The sequence below is a fragment of the Pseudomonas sp. Pse79 genome (assembly GCF_024519615.1).
GTDB classification, from domain to species: Bacteria; Pseudomonadota; Gammaproteobacteria; order Pseudomonadales; family Pseudomonadaceae; genus Aquipseudomonas; species Aquipseudomonas veronii.
On sequence record NZ_JALJRR010000006.1, the window covers coordinates 55,400 to 73,813 of the forward strand.

17 protein-coding genes are annotated in these 18,414 nt (G+C 59.9%); 10 read left to right on the plus strand and 7 right to left on the minus strand.

Features of this window, described 5'->3' with window-relative positions:
- Positions 1-167 precede the first annotated feature (167 nt).
- Positions 168-1,241: a hypothetical protein gene (locus tag NR164_RS09935; protein WP_256822699.1), complete on the plus strand. Its 1,074-nt coding sequence runs from the start codon at positions 168-170 to the stop codon at positions 1,239-1,241.
- Positions 1,242-1,314: 73 nt separating this feature from the next.
- Here NR164_RS09935 and NR164_RS09940 read toward each other — a convergent pair whose 3' ends face one another.
- From NR164_RS09940 to NR164_RS09960, 5 genes are read right to left on the minus strand one after another with little or no spacing between them, the layout of a single operon-like run.
- Positions 1,315-2,043, minus strand: coding sequence for an alanyl-tRNA editing protein (locus NR164_RS09940; RefSeq protein ID WP_046382419.1), 729 nt, complete (start codon positions 2,041-2,043; stop codon positions 1,315-1,317).
- A 2-nt stretch (positions 2,044-2,045) separates the two neighbouring features.
- Positions 2,046-3,038, minus strand: a complete 993-nt coding sequence (locus tag NR164_RS09945; protein WP_046382420.1) for a serine O-acetyltransferase — start codon at positions 3,036-3,038, stop codon at positions 2,046-2,048.
- 37 nt (positions 3,039-3,075) lie between these two features.
- The gene (locus NR164_RS09950) at positions 3,076-3,990 is read right to left on the minus strand and encodes a PLP-dependent cysteine synthase family protein (protein ID WP_017845200.1); all 915 of its coding nucleotides are present in this window, start codon (positions 3,988-3,990) and stop codon (positions 3,076-3,078) included.
- A gap of 23 nt (positions 3,991-4,013) precedes the next feature.
- Positions 4,014-5,876: a molybdopterin-synthase adenylyltransferase MoeB gene (gene moeB / locus NR164_RS09955; RefSeq protein ID WP_177031331.1), complete on the minus strand. Its 1,863-nt coding sequence runs from the start codon at positions 5,874-5,876 to the stop codon at positions 4,014-4,016.
- A 23-nt stretch (positions 5,877-5,899) separates the two neighbouring features.
- Positions 5,900-6,793, minus strand: a complete 894-nt coding sequence (locus NR164_RS09960; protein WP_256822744.1) for a DMT family transporter — start codon at positions 6,791-6,793, stop codon at positions 5,900-5,902.
- Positions 6,794-6,953: 160 nt separating this feature from the next.
- Between NR164_RS09960 and NR164_RS09965 the strand changes: the two genes are divergently transcribed.
- Complete coding sequence (locus NR164_RS09965; protein WP_079444509.1) at positions 6,954-8,378, plus strand: PLP-dependent aminotransferase family protein; 1,425 nt, start codon at positions 6,954-6,956, stop codon at positions 8,376-8,378.
- A gap of 110 nt (positions 8,379-8,488) precedes the next feature.
- Here NR164_RS09965 and NR164_RS09970 read toward each other — a convergent pair whose 3' ends face one another.
- Entirely contained in the window at positions 8,489-9,307 is an 819-nt protein-coding gene (locus NR164_RS09970; protein WP_046382423.1) for a pyruvate, water dikinase regulatory protein, read from the minus strand.
- A 178-nt stretch (positions 9,308-9,485) separates the two neighbouring features.
- Here NR164_RS09970 and ppsA point away from each other — a divergent pair, with 178 nt between their 5' ends.
- The 8 genes from ppsA to NR164_RS10010 all read left to right on the plus strand — a co-directional run bounded on the left by ppsA (position 9,486) and on the right by NR164_RS10010 (position 17,585).
- The gene (ppsA, locus tag NR164_RS09975; protein WP_026139809.1) at positions 9,486-11,861 is read left to right on the plus strand and encodes a phosphoenolpyruvate synthase; all 2,376 of its coding nucleotides are present in this window, start codon (positions 9,486-9,488) and stop codon (positions 11,859-11,861) included.
- Between the two features lie 105 nt (positions 11,862-11,966).
- Positions 11,967-12,956, plus strand: coding sequence for an alpha/beta fold hydrolase (locus tag NR164_RS09980; protein ID WP_046382424.1), 990 nt, complete (start codon positions 11,967-11,969; stop codon positions 12,954-12,956).
- A 188-nt stretch (positions 12,957-13,144) separates the two neighbouring features.
- Entirely contained in the window at positions 13,145-13,636 is a 492-nt protein-coding gene (gene rraA, locus NR164_RS09985) for a ribonuclease E activity regulator RraA (RefSeq protein WP_017845207.1), read from the plus strand.
- A 25-nt stretch (positions 13,637-13,661) separates the two neighbouring features.
- Positions 13,662-14,657, plus strand: a complete 996-nt coding sequence (locus NR164_RS09990; RefSeq protein WP_017845208.1) for a zinc transporter ZntB — start codon at positions 13,662-13,664, stop codon at positions 14,655-14,657.
- Between the two features lie 86 nt (positions 14,658-14,743).
- Positions 14,744-14,989: a hypothetical protein gene (locus tag NR164_RS09995; RefSeq protein ID WP_005790375.1), complete on the plus strand. Its 246-nt coding sequence runs from the start codon at positions 14,744-14,746 to the stop codon at positions 14,987-14,989.
- 2 nt (positions 14,990-14,991) lie between these two features.
- On the plus strand, positions 14,992-15,816 hold the full coding sequence (locus tag NR164_RS10000; protein WP_017845209.1) for a mechanosensitive ion channel domain-containing protein: 825 nt from the start codon (positions 14,992-14,994) through the stop codon (positions 15,814-15,816).
- A gap of 87 nt (positions 15,817-15,903) precedes the next feature.
- Positions 15,904-16,494: an RNA polymerase sigma factor SigX gene (sigX, locus tag NR164_RS10005; RefSeq protein ID WP_046382425.1), complete on the plus strand. Its 591-nt coding sequence runs from the start codon at positions 15,904-15,906 to the stop codon at positions 16,492-16,494.
- 107 nt (positions 16,495-16,601) lie between these two features.
- Entirely contained in the window at positions 16,602-17,585 is a 984-nt protein-coding gene (locus NR164_RS10010; protein WP_079444508.1) for an OmpA family protein, read from the plus strand.
- 60 nt (positions 17,586-17,645) lie between these two features.
- Here NR164_RS10010 and cobA read toward each other — a convergent pair whose 3' ends face one another.
- Positions 17,646-18,389 carry a uroporphyrinogen-III C-methyltransferase gene (gene cobA / locus NR164_RS10015; RefSeq protein WP_256822702.1) on the minus strand — a complete coding sequence of 248 codons (744 nt, stop codon included), beginning with the start codon at positions 18,387-18,389 and terminating at the stop codon, positions 17,646-17,648.
- Positions 18,390-18,414 lie beyond the last annotated feature (25 nt).

Consider the following 18,414-nt stretch of genomic DNA (forward strand, 5'->3'; position numbering starts at 1 on the left):
TCGCGAAGGGCAGGTTTTGACACAGACATACTTTGCGATTGATGCGTCCTACATCTTCGGAACCGTTTTCAGATAGAAGCCAATCAGGTGTCAGATGCCCTGCAGGCGCGGGTCATCTGGCAAGCGATGCTTGTGGATCAAACACCTGAATCTGAAAAGGCCATTTTATGAATAGCGTAAACAATCGCCCGCCAATGCCCAACACCGTCGGCTATGACATGTCGCCGAACGCCAGGCTCCGTCGCGCCGACGAGAGCCTCAGAGTACCTGACAGTCCTCTGGCCAAGGCGTCGTCTGCGGCAAAAAACGCGGTACCCGCTCATCTGGAACACCTCTCTGGCCAGAACAAACAGTTGGCCGAAAAATATGATCAGATGGTCGCCAAGTTAACGCCGCAAATCATGAAGCTTCAGGAGCAAGTGAACCAGCTTGCGCAGCACCCCAAGGTGAAGGCAGCGTCTGGAAAAGAGGCGGCACCGTCGAACCCCAGTACTCGTGGTGATCCTGCGGCGAAGCAGAACGGCACGTCGCCTGAAGCGCGCGGCCGTATGGACAATACACAAGGGGCCGGGCGGGATGCTCCTCCCTCCCTTGAGCGCTTGACTGCCGAAAATAAGCAACTGGGCGATAGGCTCAATAAGTTGGAGTCCGGTTTCAATTCGGTCGTTAAAGGGCTTCAAGACCAGATCGGTGATTTGAGTAAGAGGTTGGGCGCGGATACTCCCCAGACCCGGATGCCTCCCGCAGCGCAGGGGCAGGGGCAGGGGCAGGGTCAGGGTCAGGGTCAGGCCAATCAGGGTGCTTCTTCCGGTCAAGGCAAGCAAGGCGCGGCGCAGGGTCAGGGTCAGGGTCAGGGTCAGGGTCAGGCCAATCAGGGTGCTTCTTCCGGTCAAGGCAAGCAAGGCGCGGCGCAGGGTCAGGGGCAGGGGCAGGCCAATCAGGGTGCTTCTTCCGGTCAAGGCAAGCAAGGTGCGGCGCAGGGTCAGGGTCAGGGTCAGGCCAATCAGGGGGCTTCTTCGGGCCAAGGCAAGCAAGGCGCGGCGCAGTCCAACGAAAGCAACCCGTCGGCCCGGTCCGATGAATCAAACCAGGCGCCTCGTACCCTCGAGGATCTCGCACGCGACAATGAGCAACTTCGCACACGCATCGACCAGATGATGGCTGAATTTTCCAAGGTGATTTCCGAACTGCAGAAGCAAATCGAGCAGCTGAATAACCAGATCAAAGCGCTGAAGGGTTAAGTTCAGCGATAGAAAAACGGGTCAATGTGGGGCGGTAAGCCCGCACCTGCATCGACCCCGTTCTGCTGAACATTCATTCAAAGCGCAAAATAACCCGACGGTTATGCTTGCTCTTCTTCTCGATCTTCTCGCAAAACACCCGGCCGATTTCTTCGGTGTTGATCACATGGGTGCCGCCGCATGGCTGGATATCGATTCCGGCAATTTCAATTACGCGCACCGAGCCCTGGATCACGGGCGGAGCTACCGCTTGGGTGCGGGTGATCTGCAGCAGGGTTGCGTACTCCGACGCGGGCATCGACAGGGTTTTCACCTGATGAGCCTGTTCGATCAGCGCGTTGATATCGCGGGTGATGCTGTCTTTGTCCAGGGTCATTTCCGGCAGGTCGAAATCCAGTCGCCCTTTGTCGGCGCTGATGCTGCAGCCGGTGACCGGGGCGTCGATGAGCGAACACAGCAGGTGCAGGCAGGTGTGCATTTTCATGTGCTGGTAGCGCCGTTCCCAATCGAGGCTGGCATCCACCTGGGCCCCGGCGCTCAACTGCTCGGGACAGTGTTCCACCTGGTGCCAGATGATCGAGCGCTGCACCGGGTCGCGCACCGTGCCGAGGATGTCCACGCGCGTGCCGTCGTCCAGGGTGAAGTGGCCGCTGTCGCCGGGTTGCCCGCCGCCGGTAGGGTAGAACAGCGTGTGCTCCAGGGCGATGCCGTGTTCGCTGACGGCAATCACCCGGGCGCTGAAGGCGTTCTGGTAGGGCGCGCTGTCAAACAGCGCCAGGGTTTCCATGGTGTGCACAGACATGTTCAACCTCCGACAATCAATGGGCTGGCTTGCAGCAGGTGACGCACCATTGCGCTCAAGCCAGGGGGGGAAAGCAGGGTGATTTCAAATTCCGGCCCGCAGACTTTCAGGTTCAGCGGCAGGCGTGGCAGGCGGTCGCCCATTTCGATGTGGCGCAGGCGAAATTGCAGGTGATGGCGTTCTTTCACCGTGGGTTCGAGCATCAGCCCCTGCAACGGGTGAAAGTCGGCGTCCAGCACCGTGACCTTGTGGTTGGCGTTGATCTCGCCGACCACGTGCAGGCGCTCATCGAGAGCGAAGGCGCCGAGGTAGCTGCTGTGCTCCGATTCGTCGTTCTTTTGCAATTGGATCTGGTTGACCACCTTGACCTTGGTCCCCGCCGGTACGTCCTGGGTGATCACGCACGCTGGGCTGATGAACACGTTGTCGCCGATCTGCACGTAGCCCAGCACGCGGGCGCCGGAGCCGATTTCGACGTTGTTGCCCAGGCGCGGGTGGCGCTTGCCGTCGGGGTTGTTGGCGATGCCGCGAGCGCCGAGGGTCACGCCGCAGAGGATGTAGCAGTCGTTGCCGATCTCGCAGGTTTCACCGATCACCGTGCCGTAGCCATGGTCGAGCACAAAGCGCCGACCGATGCGCGCTGCCGGGTGAATCTCCGCGCCGGAGAGGATCTTGCCCTGGTTGCTGAGCTTGAGGGCAATGCGCGAAAACATCCCGTTGGTCTGGTCGGGAAAATGCCACACCCGGTGCGCCAGCCGGTAGAACAGCACCGCCTTGAACGAGGCATAGGATTCCAGGATCAACTCGCCGCGTCCGCGCGACGCCGGGTCGCGGTAGGCGTAGGCAATCAGGTCCTCGGCCACCGCCTGGGCGGCGCTCTGGACCAACGGCGCCAAGTGCGGCTCCAGCTGCTTCATCTGCGTGGGCGTCAGGGTCTTGATGAGGTGGGTAAGCAATTCATCGTGCAGATGTTGCATGTCGATAAAGCCGCCCATGGAGGCACCCCCGCATTCTGGATGGTTGGATAACCGGTTATTCGAAACTGGGCAGGTAGCTGTCGGCATTGTCGTAGACCATGGTCAACACCACCGTTTCGGGCGGTAACTCCGGGGCGAGCTTGGCGATGGCCACCATATTGGCGGCCGAGGACAGGCCCAGGCTGATGGCATCGGTACGCATGATGCGTTTCATCATGTCGAGGCATTCCACGCGCGACACCTTGAGCATGCCGTCCAGCACGTCCAGGTTGAGGATGCTCGGGATCAAGCCGATCGACAGGCCCTGGATATGGTGGGGGGCGTGCTGGTTTTTCAGCAGGTCGCATTCCTCCGGTTCCACGCCCATCACGCGCAGGGCCGGCCAGGCGGCCTTGAGGGTTTCGCCGATGCCGGTGATATGGCCGCCGGTGCCGATGCCGCTGACGAAGTAATCCACGCGCTGCTCACCGAAGGCGCTAAGGATCTCCGGCGCGGTGGTGTCGCGGTGGGTCTGCGGGTTGGCGCCGTTGCGTTGCTGGTTGAGCATCACGTAGCTGGGGTTTTCCAACTGCAACTCCATGCATTTCTCACCATGGGAATTGTTGCCGAGGCGGCTGTCCGACAGCACCACCTTGGCGCCATACAGGCGCAGCAGTTTCTGCTTTTCGGGGCTGTAGTTATCCGGGATCACCAGCACCACTTTGTAGCCGAGCACGTTGCCAGCCATCACCAGCCCAATGCCGGTGTTGCCGCCGCTGGGTTCGATAATGGTTTGCCCGGAGTCGCGCATCAGCACGCCGCGACGCTCGGCGTCGAGGATCATGCCCAAGGCGATGCGCGCCTTGTGGCTGCCGCCGGGGTTGAGCGATTCCAGTTTGGCGTAGACCTCGATGCCGAGGTCTTCGGAAAACTGCGCCAGGCGCACGATCGGTGTGTGGCCGATGGCGTCGAGAATTGAGTTATGCAACATCAGGTCGTTACCCAGGGCCGTGATCAGTACAAAGGCATATCGGGTTCGACGTCGCGAACCCAATGTTTCATGCCGCCTTGCAGAACTTTGGTGTTGGCGAAGCCGGCCGCCAGCAGGGTGCTGGCCGCTTGCTCGGCGCGGGTTCCGGCGTAGCAGATCAGGTAGTGAGTGTTGTCTCGGCTGAGGCTGTCGAGCTGACCGTCCAGTTCGGCGAGGGGGATATGCACCACGCCCGGCAACTTGCAGACCTCCAGTTCGCTGGCGTCGCGCACGTCCAGCAGTACGTCGGCGCTGCTGTGGCGTTCGAGCAGTTGTTTGAGTACCCGCGGCTTGATGTAGCGCTCTTCGGCCAGGCTGGGCTTGCTCGGTACGGCGTCGGCGCAGACTGTCGGCGCGAGGGGTGCGCTGTGGCGCAGTTCCGAACAGCACGGGCAGTCGGCGCGGCGCTTGAAGCGGATCTCGCTGAATTTCATCGCCAGCGCATCGAAGCGCATCAAGCGGCCGGACAAGGGTTCGCCGATGCCGATCAGCAACTTGATCGCCTCGGTCGCCTGGATCATCCCGACTACCCCCGGCAGCACGCCGATCACTCCGCCAGCGCTGCAATTGGGCGCCAGTTCCGCCGGTGGTGCCTTGGGGAACAGGCAGCGGTAGCAGGGCCCGCCTTTGTAATTGAGCACGCTGATCTGCCCGTCGAAACGGTAGATGGCGCCGAACACCAGGGGTTTGCCCAACTGCACGCAGGCGTCGTTGACCAGGTAGCGCGTGTCGAAATTGTCGGTGCCGTCGATCACCAGGTCGTAGGCGCCGACCAATTCCAGAGCGTTGTCGGCGGTCAGCGCGGTGTCGTGGGCATTGATCTGGATGTGGCTGTTGAGGTCTTGCAAGCGTTGCTTGGCGGACGCGACCTTGGACATGCCCAGGGTGCTGTTGCCGTGGACGATCTGGCGTTGCAGGTTGCTGCTCTCGACCACATCGAAATCCACCAGCCCCAGGGTGCCGATGCCGGCTGCCGCCAGGTACAGGCTGATGGGCGAGCCCAGGCCGCCGGTGCCGATGATCAGCACCTTGGCTTTTTTCAGGTTCAACTGGCCTTCGCGACCGACGCCGGGCAGGGTGATATGGCGCACGTAACGCTGCACTTCTTCATTGCTCAGGCTGTCGACGTCGATGCCGCCGGAGGTGGCGAGCAACACTTCGATCCTGGCCTTTTCCGGTAGCCGGTCGTCCGCTTCGATCAATGCTTCCTCGGCGGTAAACAGGAAGTGTTCCTTGAGCTGGTTGTTGTTCTCGTGGAACAGGTGCATACGCAACTGAGGGTGGCTGTCGCAGAGGTTTTCAATGACTTCGCGCAATGTCGATCCGGTGCCCTCAAGGGTCGATTCCGGCAGCTTGGCCACGCGAACCAGAATGTCGGGGAAAGAGACAGCGTTCATGGACAACTCCGTGTGCAGGTCGTTGAAGGGTTGAAGGGCGAAATGCTTGCCATCCCAGGCAAACAGCTTCGAGCCCAGGGCCTGGCCCTGGCGAACATCCACCACCAGGTAGCTGACGGGGTAGATCGGCTCGCCCATGAACAGCGCCTTGTCCTGGTCCTCGTCGCTGAAATAGGCACCGACGTCAGGGTGGGAGTGGTAGATCACCACCACCGGGTTGTCGCTGCGAAGTGCCTTGTTCAGCAGCAGCGTGTCGGCCACGGAAAAGGTGTAGCCGTTGGCCGCGCTGCGTGGGTACATCTCGGGGTTCTTGCGGTGCAGATCGTTCTGGATATTGCGGCCCAGGTACACGCTGCCGTCGGCGAAGACGAAGCCACAGCATTCCTCGGGGTAGCTGCGGCTGGCGTGGGCATAGATCTGTTCCAGGGCTTCTGGGCGGAGGACGTCCATGTTTCTCTCGCGTTCAAAGAGGCTCAATTTTTCTTGGCCATGAGTTTTTCGATGGGCAACTTGGTGATCGCAAAACCGGCCAGCAGAATGGCCGAATACAGCATGAGGTCGCGGGAAATCGTCACGCCTTCGTACCAGGCGCCGATGATCACCGCGAACACCGGGAAGATGATGAACACGAACGAGAGGATGATCGGGCTCAGGCGCTTGAGCAGCATGAAATACACGATGAACCCGCCCACCGATGCGACCAGGCCCAGGTAGAACAGGGCGCCCCACGAACGCAGGGTGATGGCTTCGAAAGTCGGTGTTTCAAACCACAGGCCGGCGACGAACAGCATCAGCCCGGCGATCCCGATGGGCAGTGTGTTGTAAGTGATCACGCTGATGGCGCTGCCTTTTTGCTTGGTAATGACGTAGCACAAGGCATGCATGATCGCGGCGCTCAGAATTGCCAGTACCCCGAAGAACTCGGCGTGGTCCAGGTGCAGGCCCTGGCTCCTGATGATCATGTAAAGGCTGCCGAAGCCGATACCGATGCCGACCACCTGGGAAAAGTAGATGCGCTCGCGCAGGAACAGCGCGGAGAAAATCAGGATGAACACCGGCATGCAACTGAACAGCAGCGCGGTGAGGCCGGACGAAACATGCATTTCGCCGTAGTTGAGCAGGTAATAGGGCACGCTGAAGTAGGACAGGGTCACGAACACGAAGAACCAACGGCTTTCCCGGGGGAACAGGATCGGCTCGCGGCGCACCATGGCAAAACACAGGAACAGCGGGAACGCGATCAGGAAGCGCAAGCCGGCGGAGGTCAGCGGCGGCACGCTCTCCACGGCGATTTTGATGCCGAGCCAAGTGGTACCCCAACTCAGGCAAACGATGAGAAACATCACACTGGTCACCAGGCCGGCCAACCACTGTTTTTGAGTTTTGGTTTTTGCAGCGTTTTCGAGAACGGCGGACATTGGCATCGTTTATTGCTTCCCTGAGCCGGAATTGAACTCTATATTGAACTTGTAATGAGTTATTTTTTTCGGCGATTGAACCCGTAAAAGCACACTATTAGGGCTAAAGATGGCTGTCAAAACAAATATTGACATGGTGTCAATTATGCGTGAGGGGTTGTCCAATGGGCAGGGCGTCAAGTACAAGCGCCTGTCCGATGTCATGGAACGGGGCATCCTCGAGGGCTTGATTGAACCGGGACGGAAACTGCCGCCCCATCGGGTACTTTCCGACAATCTGGGGGTGACCATCGGCACCATCAGCCGGGCCTACGGCGAGCTGGAACGCCTGGGGTTGGTGGTGGCACGGGTAGGTGACGGCACGTTCGTGCGCAAGCGTGGGATGGAGCGCCAACGGGATGAAGGTTTCCGCAACTTCAGCGAGGAGCCGCGCCAATACTTCGACATGAGCCGCAACATGCATATCCCGGGGCAGGAGACGGTGTTCCTGGCGCAGAGTTTCCAGACCCTGTCGACCAACGCCAAGTTTCTCCAGGATATCAGTGCCTACACGCCGGACGCCGGCCTGCCGCGTTACCGCGAAGCGGGTGCGCAGTGGCTGGTGCAGCGCGATTTTCATCCCATCCCCGAGCAGGTCATTTGCGTCAACGGCGGCCAGCACGGGTTGCTCTGCGCGATGATGGCGCTGCTGCGCGCCGGCGACACGGTGGTCACCGAGCAACTGACGTATCCGGGGCTGATCACCGCCGCGCGCATGCTCGGTGTGCGCCTGATCGGCCTGGAGATGGATGACGAAGGTGTGCTGCCCGGGGCACTCGATGAAGTCTGTCGCAATCACCGGGTTTCGGCGTTGTACTGCACGCCCACCATCCAGAACCCGACCACTGCCGTGTTATCGGTCGCACGCCGCGAGGCGCTGGTCAAAGTCTGTCGTGAGCACAACCTGCTGATTCTTGAGGATGAAGCCCACGGTGTGCTGGTGGAAGACCGACCGCCGCCCCTGAGCTATTTCGCGCCCGAGCGTACGATTTTGATCAGCAGCTTGAGCAAGGCCGTGTCGGCGGGGCTGCGTGTCGGCTATGTGCATGCGCCGCCGGCATTGGTCAGCCGTATTTCGGCGGCGCTGCGTTCGACCTGCTGGATGGCCACGCCGGTGACCCTGGAGCTGGCGACCCAGTGGATCGAGAACGGCACGGCGGAATACCTGCTGCGCCAGCAGATCAACGAGATCAGCCGACGCAAGGTGTTGGTGCAGGGCCTGTTGGCCGGCCTGGAATACCGCACGCACCTCAATAGCCCGCACTTCTGGATTGAAGTCCCGGAGCCTTGGCGAGCGTCGGAAATCGAGGCCGAACTCAAGCAGAATAATTACCTGATCGCCACCGCCGAGGCGTTTGCCGTGGGGCAGACCGCAGTGCCGCAGTTTATCCGGGCGAGTATTTGCAATACGTCGGGAGATGATCAGTTGTTGCGGGCGGGGTTTGATGCGCTGGCCACTGCGTTGGGGCAGGGCGGTGGGCGCTTCCACCTTTAGGCGGGTTCGCCGAGTTATCGTTCATCGTGAGCACGCCCGCTCCCACCTTTGGAATGCATTTTCCTGTGGGCGCGGGCTTGCTCGCGATGGTGTCGGTTCAGACAAACAGATTATTTAAAGCGGCGTTCGACGCCTTTCTCCACCAGAATTTTCGCCGAGATCTCTTCCACCGAGAAATGCGTGGAATTGATGTGCGCAATGTTCTCTCGACGGAACAGATTTTCCACTTCGCGCACTTCGAATTCGCACTGGGCATAGCTGGAGTAGCGGCTGTTGGGCTTGCGCTCGTTGCGGATGGCCGTCAGGCGGTCCGGGTCGATGGTCAGCCCGAACAGCTTGTGCGAATGCGCGCGCAGGGCCGTCGGCAGCGTCAGGTGTTCCATGTCGTCTTCGGTCAGCGGGTAGTTGGCCGCGCGGATGCCGAATTGCATGGCCATGTACAGACAAGTCGGGGTCTTGCCGCAGCGCGACACGCCCACCAGGATGATGTCGGCCTTGTCGTAGTAGTGGGTGCGGGCTCCGTCGTCGTTGTCGAGGGCGAAGTTCACCGCCTCGATACGCTCCATGTAGTTGGAGTTATGCCCAATGGAATGGGACTTTCCGACGGAATAGGAGGAATGTTCACTCAACTCTTGTTCCAGCGGCGCCAGGAAGCTCGAGAAAATGTCGATCATGAAACCATTGGACGTAGCAAGGATCTCACGAATGTCTTGATTGACGATGGTGTCGAAAATGATCGGACGAAAGCCGTCTTTTTCTGCCGCCAGATTGATTTGTTGTACCATGGCCCGCGCTTTATCCGCGTTGTCGATATACGGCCGCGTGAATTTGGCGAAAGTAACGTTTTCGAACTGCGCGAGCAGGCTTTGGCCCAGTGTTTCGGCTGTGATGCCGGTGCCGTCGGAAATAAAGAAAGCAGATCGTTTCATTTGAGCCCTGGGCCTTAAGCTGATGGCGAATCTTGGATATGATAGGCGCGATTTTGCCGTCCCTCTGTGGGCCGCATTCTCACTTATTTTCCAGGTCCAGGCCACAAGCGCTGGCGAATGCTCCTACTGAGCAGCCGGCGTCCTGAGCTTTTCCAATACAGAAAGTGGAGAGATCACCTTGGTAGAGTACGTAGTTTCCCTCGATAAGCTCGGCGTCCATGATGTGGAGCACGTAGGGGGCAAGAACGCATCCCTCGGCGAGATGATCAGTAATCTTGCAGGCGCTGGCGTCTCGGTGCCAGGTGGTTTTGCCACCACCGCCCAGGCTTACCGTGATTTTCTCGAACTGAGCGGCCTCAACGCCCAGATCCACGCCGCGCTGGACGCTCTGGACGTCGATGACGTCAACGCCCTGGCCAAGACCGGCGCCCAGATCCGTCAGTGGATCATGGAAGCCGAGTTCCCCGAGAAACTCAACGAAGAAATCCGCACGGCGTTCGCCACGCTGTCGGCCGGCAACCCGGACATGGCTGTCGCCGTGCGCTCCTCGGCCACCGCCGAAGACTTGCCCGACGCCTCTTTCGCGGGCCAGCAGGAGACCTTCCTCAACATCCGCGGCGTGGAAAACGTGATCCGCGCAGCCAAGGAAGTGTTCGCTTCGCTGTTCAACGATCGCGCCATTTCCTACCGCGTACACCAAGGTTTCGACCACAAGCTGGTGGCCCTGTCTGCCGGCGTGCAGCGCATGGTGCGTTCGGAAACCGGCACCGCCGGTGTGATGTTCACCCTGGATACCGAATCGGGCTTTCGTGACGTCGTGTTCATCACCGGCGCCTACGGCCTCGGCGAAACAGTCGTACAAGGCGCGGTAAACCCGGACGAATTCTACGTACACAAGGGCACCCTCGCAGCGGGTCGCCCGGCCATCCTGCGCCGTAACCTGGGCAGCAAGGCCATCAAGATGATCTACGGCGACGAGGCCAAGGCCGGTCGCTCGGTGAAAACCGTCGACGTGGATAAGGCCGAGCGCGCGCGCTTCTGCCTGACCGACGCTGAAGTCAGCGAGCTGGCGAAACAGGCGATGATCATCGAGAAGCACTACCAGTGCCCGATGGACATCGAGTGGGCCAAAGACGGCGACGACGGCAAGCTGTACATCGTGCAGGCGCGTCCGGAAACCGTGAAGAGCCGCACTTCGGCCAACGTCATGGAACGCTACCTGCTCAAGGAAACCGGCACTGTGCTGGTGGAAGGCCGCGCCATCGGTCAGCGCATCGGCGCCGGCAAGGTGCGGATCATCAAGGACGTGTCCGAGATGGACAAGGTCCAGCCCGGTGACGTGCTGGTCTCCGACATGACCGACCCGGACTGGGAACCCGTGATGAAGCGCGCCAGCGCCATCGTCACCAACCGTGGCGGGCGCACCTGCCACGCGGCGATCATCGCCCGTGAACTGGGGATTCCTGCGGTAGTCGGTTGCGGCAACGCCACCCAACTGCTCAAGGATGGCCAGGGTGTGACCGTGTCCTGCGCCGAAGGCGATACCGGCTTCATCTTCGAAGGCGAGCTGGGCTTCGACATCAAGCAAAACTCCATCGATGCGATGCCTGACCTGCCGTTCAAGATCATGATGAACGTCGGCAACCCGGACCGTGCCTTCGACTTCGCGCAACTGCCGAACGCCGGTGTGGGCCTGGCTCGCCTGGAATTCATCATCAACCGCATGATCGGCGTCCACCCCAAGGCCCTGTTGAACTACGACGGCCTGCCGCCGGAAATCAAGGACAGCGTCGACAAGCGCATCGCTGGCTACAACGACCCGGTGGGCTTCTATGTCGAGAAGCTGGTGGAAGGCATCAGCACCCTGGCCGCGGCGTTCTACCCGAAAAAGGTCATCGTGCGTCTGTCGGACTTCAAGTCCAACGAATACGCCAACCTGATCGGCGGCAAGCTCTACGAGCCGGAAGAAGAAAACCCGATGCTGGGCTTCCGTGGCGCCTCGCGTTACATCAGCGAAGCGTTCCGTGATTGCTTCGAACTCGAGTGCCGCGCCCTCAAGCGCGTGCGCAACGAGATGGGCCTGACCAACGTCGAGATCATGGTGCCGTTCGTCCGTACCCTGGGCGAAGCGAGCCAGGTGGTGGACCTGCTGGCCGAAAACGGCTTGTCCCGTGGTGAAAACGGCCTGCGCGTGATCATGATGTGCGAGCTGCCATCCAACGCCATTCTGGCCGAAGAGTTCCTGGAGTTCTTCGACGGTTTCTCCATCGGCTCCAACGACCTGACCCAGCTGACCCTGGGCCTGGACCGCGACTCGGGGATCATCGCGCACCTGTTCGACGAGCGTAACCCTGCGGTCAAGAAGCTGCTGGCCAACGCCATTCAGGCCTGTAACAAGGCCGGCAAGTACATCGGCATTTGCGGCCAAGGCCCTTCCGATCACCCTGACCTGGCCAAATGGCTGATGGAGCAGGGCATCGAAAGCGTCTCGCTGAACCCCGATTCGGTGCTGGAAACCTGGTTCTTCCTGGCGGAAGGCCAAGCGTCCGCCTAAGGTCGACGCGTCAAAAGTGCCGGTCAATCGTCAGGTTGGCCGGCATTCTTATCTGTACAGGGCGGAACTCCTTCCGGACGCCGCCCTTTTTTGTGCAAGAGCATTATGCAAAGCAGCAGCAACCTGTTTCCCGTCGCCCTGATCAGCGCTGAACGTCGTGGCGACCTGAGTGAAGATGTGTACCGGCTCAAACCCGGCAACAGCCCCGACGGCACCGTCGAGCTGGCCGTGACGCGTCTGGGCCTGGCCGATGTCGCGCAAAACCGCGGCATCCCTGTGATTTTGTTACATGGCAGCTTTTCCAACCGGCGCTTCTGGTACTCGCCCAAAGGTGTCGGCCTGGGCGCCTACCTGGCACGCCAGGGGTTCGATGTGTGGATACCGGAAATGCGCGGCCACGGCCTGTCCAAGCGCAACCAGGACTACACCCGCAATCGGGTCGCGGACTACGCCCGCTACGATTTGCCGGCCATCGGTGCGTTCGTGCGCGAACAGAGCGCGCAGATTCCCCACTGGATCGGGCATTCCCTGGGCGGCACCACCCTGGCGGCGGCCTTGGGTGGCCAGTACCTCGGTGCGCCGGCGGTGGCTTCAGTGGCGCTGTTCGGCAGCCAGGTCAGTCGCACCTACTGGCCGTTGAAAATTCCACCGCTGGAGTGGGGCGCTCGCTTGCTCCTGAAGCGCTTTGGCCAGTTGTCCGGCCCGCGGCTCAAGCGCGGCCCCGAGGACGAGCCGGTGGGCGTGATGATCGAGAGCATGCGCTGGCATGGCCTCTTCGGCCGGTTTGGCGAGGCCGGCCGTGATTGGTGGAAAGGCCTGGCGGAAGTCGACGTGCCGCTGCTGGTCGTCAGTGCCGCCGGCGACCAGCAGGACCCGGACTGGGCCTGCCGCAAGCTGTACGAACAAGTCGGCTCGGCGCCGCGGCAATACCTGCGCCTGGGGCGCCAACAAGGTTTTACCGGGGATTTCGGGCATGTGGAGATGTTGGTCAGCAAAGCGGCCCAGGCCGAGGTCTGGCCGTTGGTGGCGCAATGGCTGAAAGATCCGCTGACACCATTGTTGGGTGCTCAGGCTGATGCATTGGTCGTAGTTTGACGCAGCGCTCTGCCAAGGGCGTTTCGCTCGTCTTTGGTTGCGGCTAAGATATGACGCGTTAAATGCTTCTGGTCATATTCAGTCGCGCAGTGGCTATTGCGTAACGGCGAAACGGATGGGATGTTTTGCTGCTGCTTCGGCCGGCGCCTCTTTCGAAAGACACGTCTTTGACAGAAAGGAAATTTTCAATGAACCACTACGTCACTCCCGATCTTTGCGACGCCTACCCGGAACTGGTGCAGGTGGCCGAGCCGATGTTCAGCAACTTCGGCGGCCGCGATTCCTTTGGCGGCGAGATCGTCACCATCAAATGCTTCGAAGATAACTCCCTGGTCAAGGAGCAGGCCGACCAGCCAGGCGCCGGCAAGGTGCTGGTGGTCGACGGTGGTGGCTCCCTGCGTCGCGCGCTGCTGGGCGACATGATCGCCGAGAAAGCCGCGAAAAATGGTTGGGAAGGGCTGGTGATCTACGGTTGCATCCGGGATGTCGACGTCGTCGCCCAGACCGACCTCGGCGTGCAGGCGTTGGCCAGCCACCCGATGAAGACTGACAAGCGCGGCATTGGCGACTTGAACGTGGCAGTGACCTTTGCCGGTGTGACATTCCGTCCGGGTGAATACATCTACGCCGACAATAATGGCGTGATCGTGTCGCCCAGCCCGCTGAAAATGCCTGAATAAACCGCAATAACCGACAGGGGTGAGGATGTTCGAGGAAGAAAACGCGCAGTGGGGCCTGGTGCATGCCCTGGTGCTGGATGGTAAAGGCGGTGCGCGTTCGATTGCCCGAACTGAGCTTGACCAATTGCAACTGCAGCCCCAGGAAAGCCTGTGGCTGCATTGGGATCGCAGCCACCCACAAACCCAGACCTGGCTGCGCAAGGCCAGTGGCTTGAGTGAGTTCGCCTGTGACCTGCTGCTGGAGGAGAACACCCGCCCGCGCCTGTTGCCGTTGCCGGACGCGGAACTCCTGCTGTTCCTGCGCGGGGTCAACCTCAACCCTGGCGCCGAGCCGGAAGACATGGTTTCGGTGCGTATCTTCGCCGCTGCCAGCCGGGTGATTTCCCTGCGCTTGCGCCCGCTACGCGCCACCGATGAGTTGCTGGTGCAGTTGGCGGATGGCAAGGGGCCAAAAACCGCGTCTGAACTCATCCTGTATATGGCGCAGTACCTGACGCACAAAGTCCAGGACCTGGTGTCCGACCTGTCTGAAATCGTCGACGTAGAGGAAGAAAAACTCGATACCGACGAACGGTATACCCCGGAGCATGGCAGCATTTTGCAGATCCGTCGGCGAGCGGCCGGGCTCAAGCGATTCCTGGCGCCGCAGCGGGATATCTTTGCCCAACTGACGCGGATCAAATTGTCGTGGTTCTGTGATGACGATGCCGACTATTGGAACGAATTGAACAACAGCCTGACCCGCTACCTGGAAGAACTCGAATTGACCCGGGAGCGCGTGGGGCTTGTGCTGGAGGCCGAAGATCGGCGCTTGAGCGTACGCATGAACCGTACAATGTACCGCTTCGGGATCATCACCGGGATCTTCCTGCCGATGAGTTTTCTGACCGGCTTGTTAGGTATCAATGTGGGGGGCATACCGTTCTCCGCCAGCCCTTATGGATTTGTGATTGCCTGCCTGTTGATGGTCTCGGTGGCGCTCGGACAATGGTGGCTATTTCGACGATTGCGCTGGGTTTGAGCTGAATATGACCTGAACGTAGGAAGGGGCCGATGTGACCTCAGGAATTTAACCCTCGTCTTTTAAAACACTTGCGAGAGGTCTTTATGCACGATCCGTTCGAACAGTCTTTGCGTGACATGCTCAATGCTTCGCCATCCAACCGGGATGACGATGCCTGCCTGGGCCGCGTGTTGAAAACCGCCAACCGTCAGGTCGGGGCGGGGGATCTGTTCGGTCTGCTCGGTCGTTGGCTGCCGGCGTTGATGATGGCCCTGAACAATGGTTCGGCCCACGTCTCGCCGGTTTCCCGTCGTAAACCTCTTGCTCGCACTGCTGATAAGGCTGATTGAATATGGAACTTGATCTCTGGACCCAGAGCCTGGTCACCGCGATGACCGCATTGTGGACCAAGGTGGCGAATTTCATTCCCAACCTGTTTGGGGCGCTGGTCTTGGTATTGCTGGGTTTTGTCGTGGCCAAGCTGCTCGACACCCTGCTGTCCAAGCTGCTCGCCAAACTCGGTCTGGACCGCTTGATGGCAGGCACCGGCCTGACCAAGCTGCTCGGCCGCGCCGGGCTGCAGGTGCCGATCTCGACCTTGATCGGCAAGATCGTTTACTGGTTCGTTTTGTTGATTTTTTTGGTTTCTGCGGCTCAATCCCTTGGCCTTGAGCGAGTTTCAGCTACGCTGGACATGCTGGCACTGTATTTGCCGAAGGTATTCGGCGGCGCGCTGGTGCTTCTCGTCGGCGTTCTGCTTGCGCAATTGGCCAACGGATTGGTACGCGGGGCCGCTGAAGGGGTCGGGCTGGACTACGCGGCAGGCCTGGGGCGAATCGCCCAAGGGCTCGTGATCATCATCAGTATTTCCGTCGCGATCAGCCAGTTGGAGGTCAAGACTGACCTGCTCAACCACGTGATTGTGATTGTTTTGATTACCGTTGGTCTGGCCGTTGCGCTGGCCATGGGTCTGGGAAGTCGGGAAATTGCCGGTCAGATTCTGGCGGGAATCTATGTGCGTGAGTTGTATCAGGTAGGGCAGCACGTGCGTGTGGGCGAGGTCGAGGGGCAAATCGAGGAGATCGGTACGGTCAAGACAACTGTGCTGACCGATGACGGCGACCTGGTGTCGCTGTCCAATCGGATTCTCCTGGAGCAGCAGGTCAGTAGCCGCTAACCCGGCAAACCCTGCTAATGTACGCCGCCGCGAACCCGGGTGACCGGGCTGTGGCGGACATTGACCTGACTGTCGGCACGACTTGTTTTGAATAAAGCCCAAACGCTGTCCACGCGCTATGACCCCCGTGAGCTCTCTGATGAGGAGTTGGTCGCGCGCTCGCACACGGAGCTGTTTCACGTAACACGCGCGTATGAAGAATTGATGCGCAGATATCAACGCACTCTGTTCAACGTTTGTTCAAGGTATTTAGGGAACGATAGAGATGCGGATGATGTCTGTCAGGAAGTGATGCTCAAGGTGTTGTATGGCCTGAAGAACTTCGAGGGCAAATCGAAGTTCAAGACCTGGCTCTACAGCATCACGTACAACGAGTGCATCACGCAGTATCGTAAGGAACGGCGAAAGCGTCGCTTGATGGACGCCTTGAGTCTGGACCCCCTTGAGGAGGCGTCTGAAGAAAAGACGCCGGCACCCGAGGAGAAGGGCGGACTTGATCGCTGGTTGGTGCATGTGAACCCGATTGACCGCGAAATTCTGGTGCTACGTTTTGTCGCAGAGCTGGAATTTCAGGAAATCGCTGACATCATGCATATGGGTTTGAGTGCTACAAAAATGCGTTACAAACGTGCTCTTGATAAATTACGTGAGAAATTTGCGGGCGAGACTGAAACTTAGTGCGTGGCAAATATCTCTTACGTGTAGGCAAGTTCTGTTAGACTTGTCGCCGAGTTGTCCCCCGGTTTGTGGGACTGCTTTACAATCACCAGATGGGGATTTAACGGATGAAACTGAAAAACACCTTGGGCTTGGCCATTGGTTCTCTTATTGCCGCTACTTCTTTCGGCGTTCTGGCACAAGGCCAAGGCGCAGTTGAAGGCGAGCTGTTCTACAAGAAGCAGTACAACGATAGCGTCAATCATATCGAAGACGGCTTCAACCCAGGCGCTCGCATTGGTTATTTCCTGACCGACGACCTGTCGTTGGACTTGTCCTACGACAAGACCAACCACACCCGTTCGAACGACGGTACCGGTAGCCAGAAGATCAAAGGCGATACCACCAGCCTCGTGGCCCAGTATCACTTCGGTCAAGCTGGCGTCGACTCCCTGCGTCCATACGTAGAAGGCGGTGTCGGTCACCAGAGCCGCGGCAACGTTCGTGCTGACGGCCACAGCGGTCGCGACCAAACTACCCAGCTCATCGCTGGTACTGGCGTGAAGTACTACTTCACCAACAACCTGTACGCTCGTGCCGGTGTTGAAGCTGACTACGCACTGGACAACGGCAAGTGGGATTACTCCGCACTGGTCGGCCTGGGTGTGAACTTCGGCGGTAACGCTGGCGCAGTTGCTCCAGCTCCTACCCCAGCACCAGCTCCAGAGCCAGTTGCAGAGCCAGAAGCACCGGTTGCCAACGTTGTTCGTGTTGAGCTGGACGTTAAGTTCGACTTCAACAAGTCCGTGGTTAAGCCTAACAGCTACGCCGACGTGAAAAACCTGGCTGACTTCATGAATCAGTACCCAGCTACCCACGTAGAAGTGGCTGGTCACACTGACTCCGTGGGCCCAGACGCCTACAACCAGAAGCTGTCCCAGCGTCGTGCTGACGCTGTTAAGCAAGTCCTGGTTAAAGACGGCGTAGCTCCTAGCCGCATTAGCTCGGTAGGTTACGGCGAATCCCGCCCAGTTGCTGACAACGCAACTGAAGCTGGCCGCGCTATCAACCGTCGCGTAGAAGCTGCTGTTGAAGCTCAAGCTGCTCAGTAATTACTGAGTAGTAGAAAAAAACCCGGCTTCGGCCGGGTTTTTTTTCGCCTGGGGTTTGCCTCAGGCGCTGGCTGCCGATGCGACGCTCGCTGCTTGCGAGGTGGCGGCGACACTGCCGATCACCAGGATCGCCGGGCTCTTCAGGGCGAACGCCTGTGCATCCTCGTGCATCTGCGACAAATGGCTACGGCACTCCCGCTGCTGCGGCAATGAGGCATTTTCGATCATTGCCACGGGCATATCCGCGGCCATCCCACCTTCCAGCAACTGCTGACGAAGCTCTTCCAGCTTCGCCACCCCCATATAGATCACCAGCGTCGTCCCGCCTTCCGCCAGCGCGCGCCAATTAAGGCTGCTGTCGTCCTGGGTGTGCGCTGTGACCAGCGTCACGCCGCGGCTGACACCACGCAAGGTCAGTGGAATCGCGCAGTTCGTCGCGCCCGCCAGCCCGGCTGTGATCCCGTTGACCAACTCGACTTCGACGCCGCGTTCGCGCAGCCACATCGCCTCTTCGCCACCGCGCCCGAAAATGCACGGGTCGCCGCCCTTGAGCCGCACCACGCACTTGCCCTGGCGGGCGTAGCGCAACATCAGGCGGTGGATGAAGTCCTGCGGCGTTGAGCGGCAGCCCCCACGCTTGCCGACGGTGATCACCCGCGCTGCCGTGCAGTGTTCCAGTACCTGCGGGTTGACCAGATCATCGATCAGCACCACATCGGCCCAGTTCATCGCCCGAACCGCCTTGAGGGTCAACAGCTCCGGGTCGCCAGGGCCCGCGCCCACCAGCCAGACTTTTGCGTTCATGTGTTTTCCCTCGTCTAGAGATGAC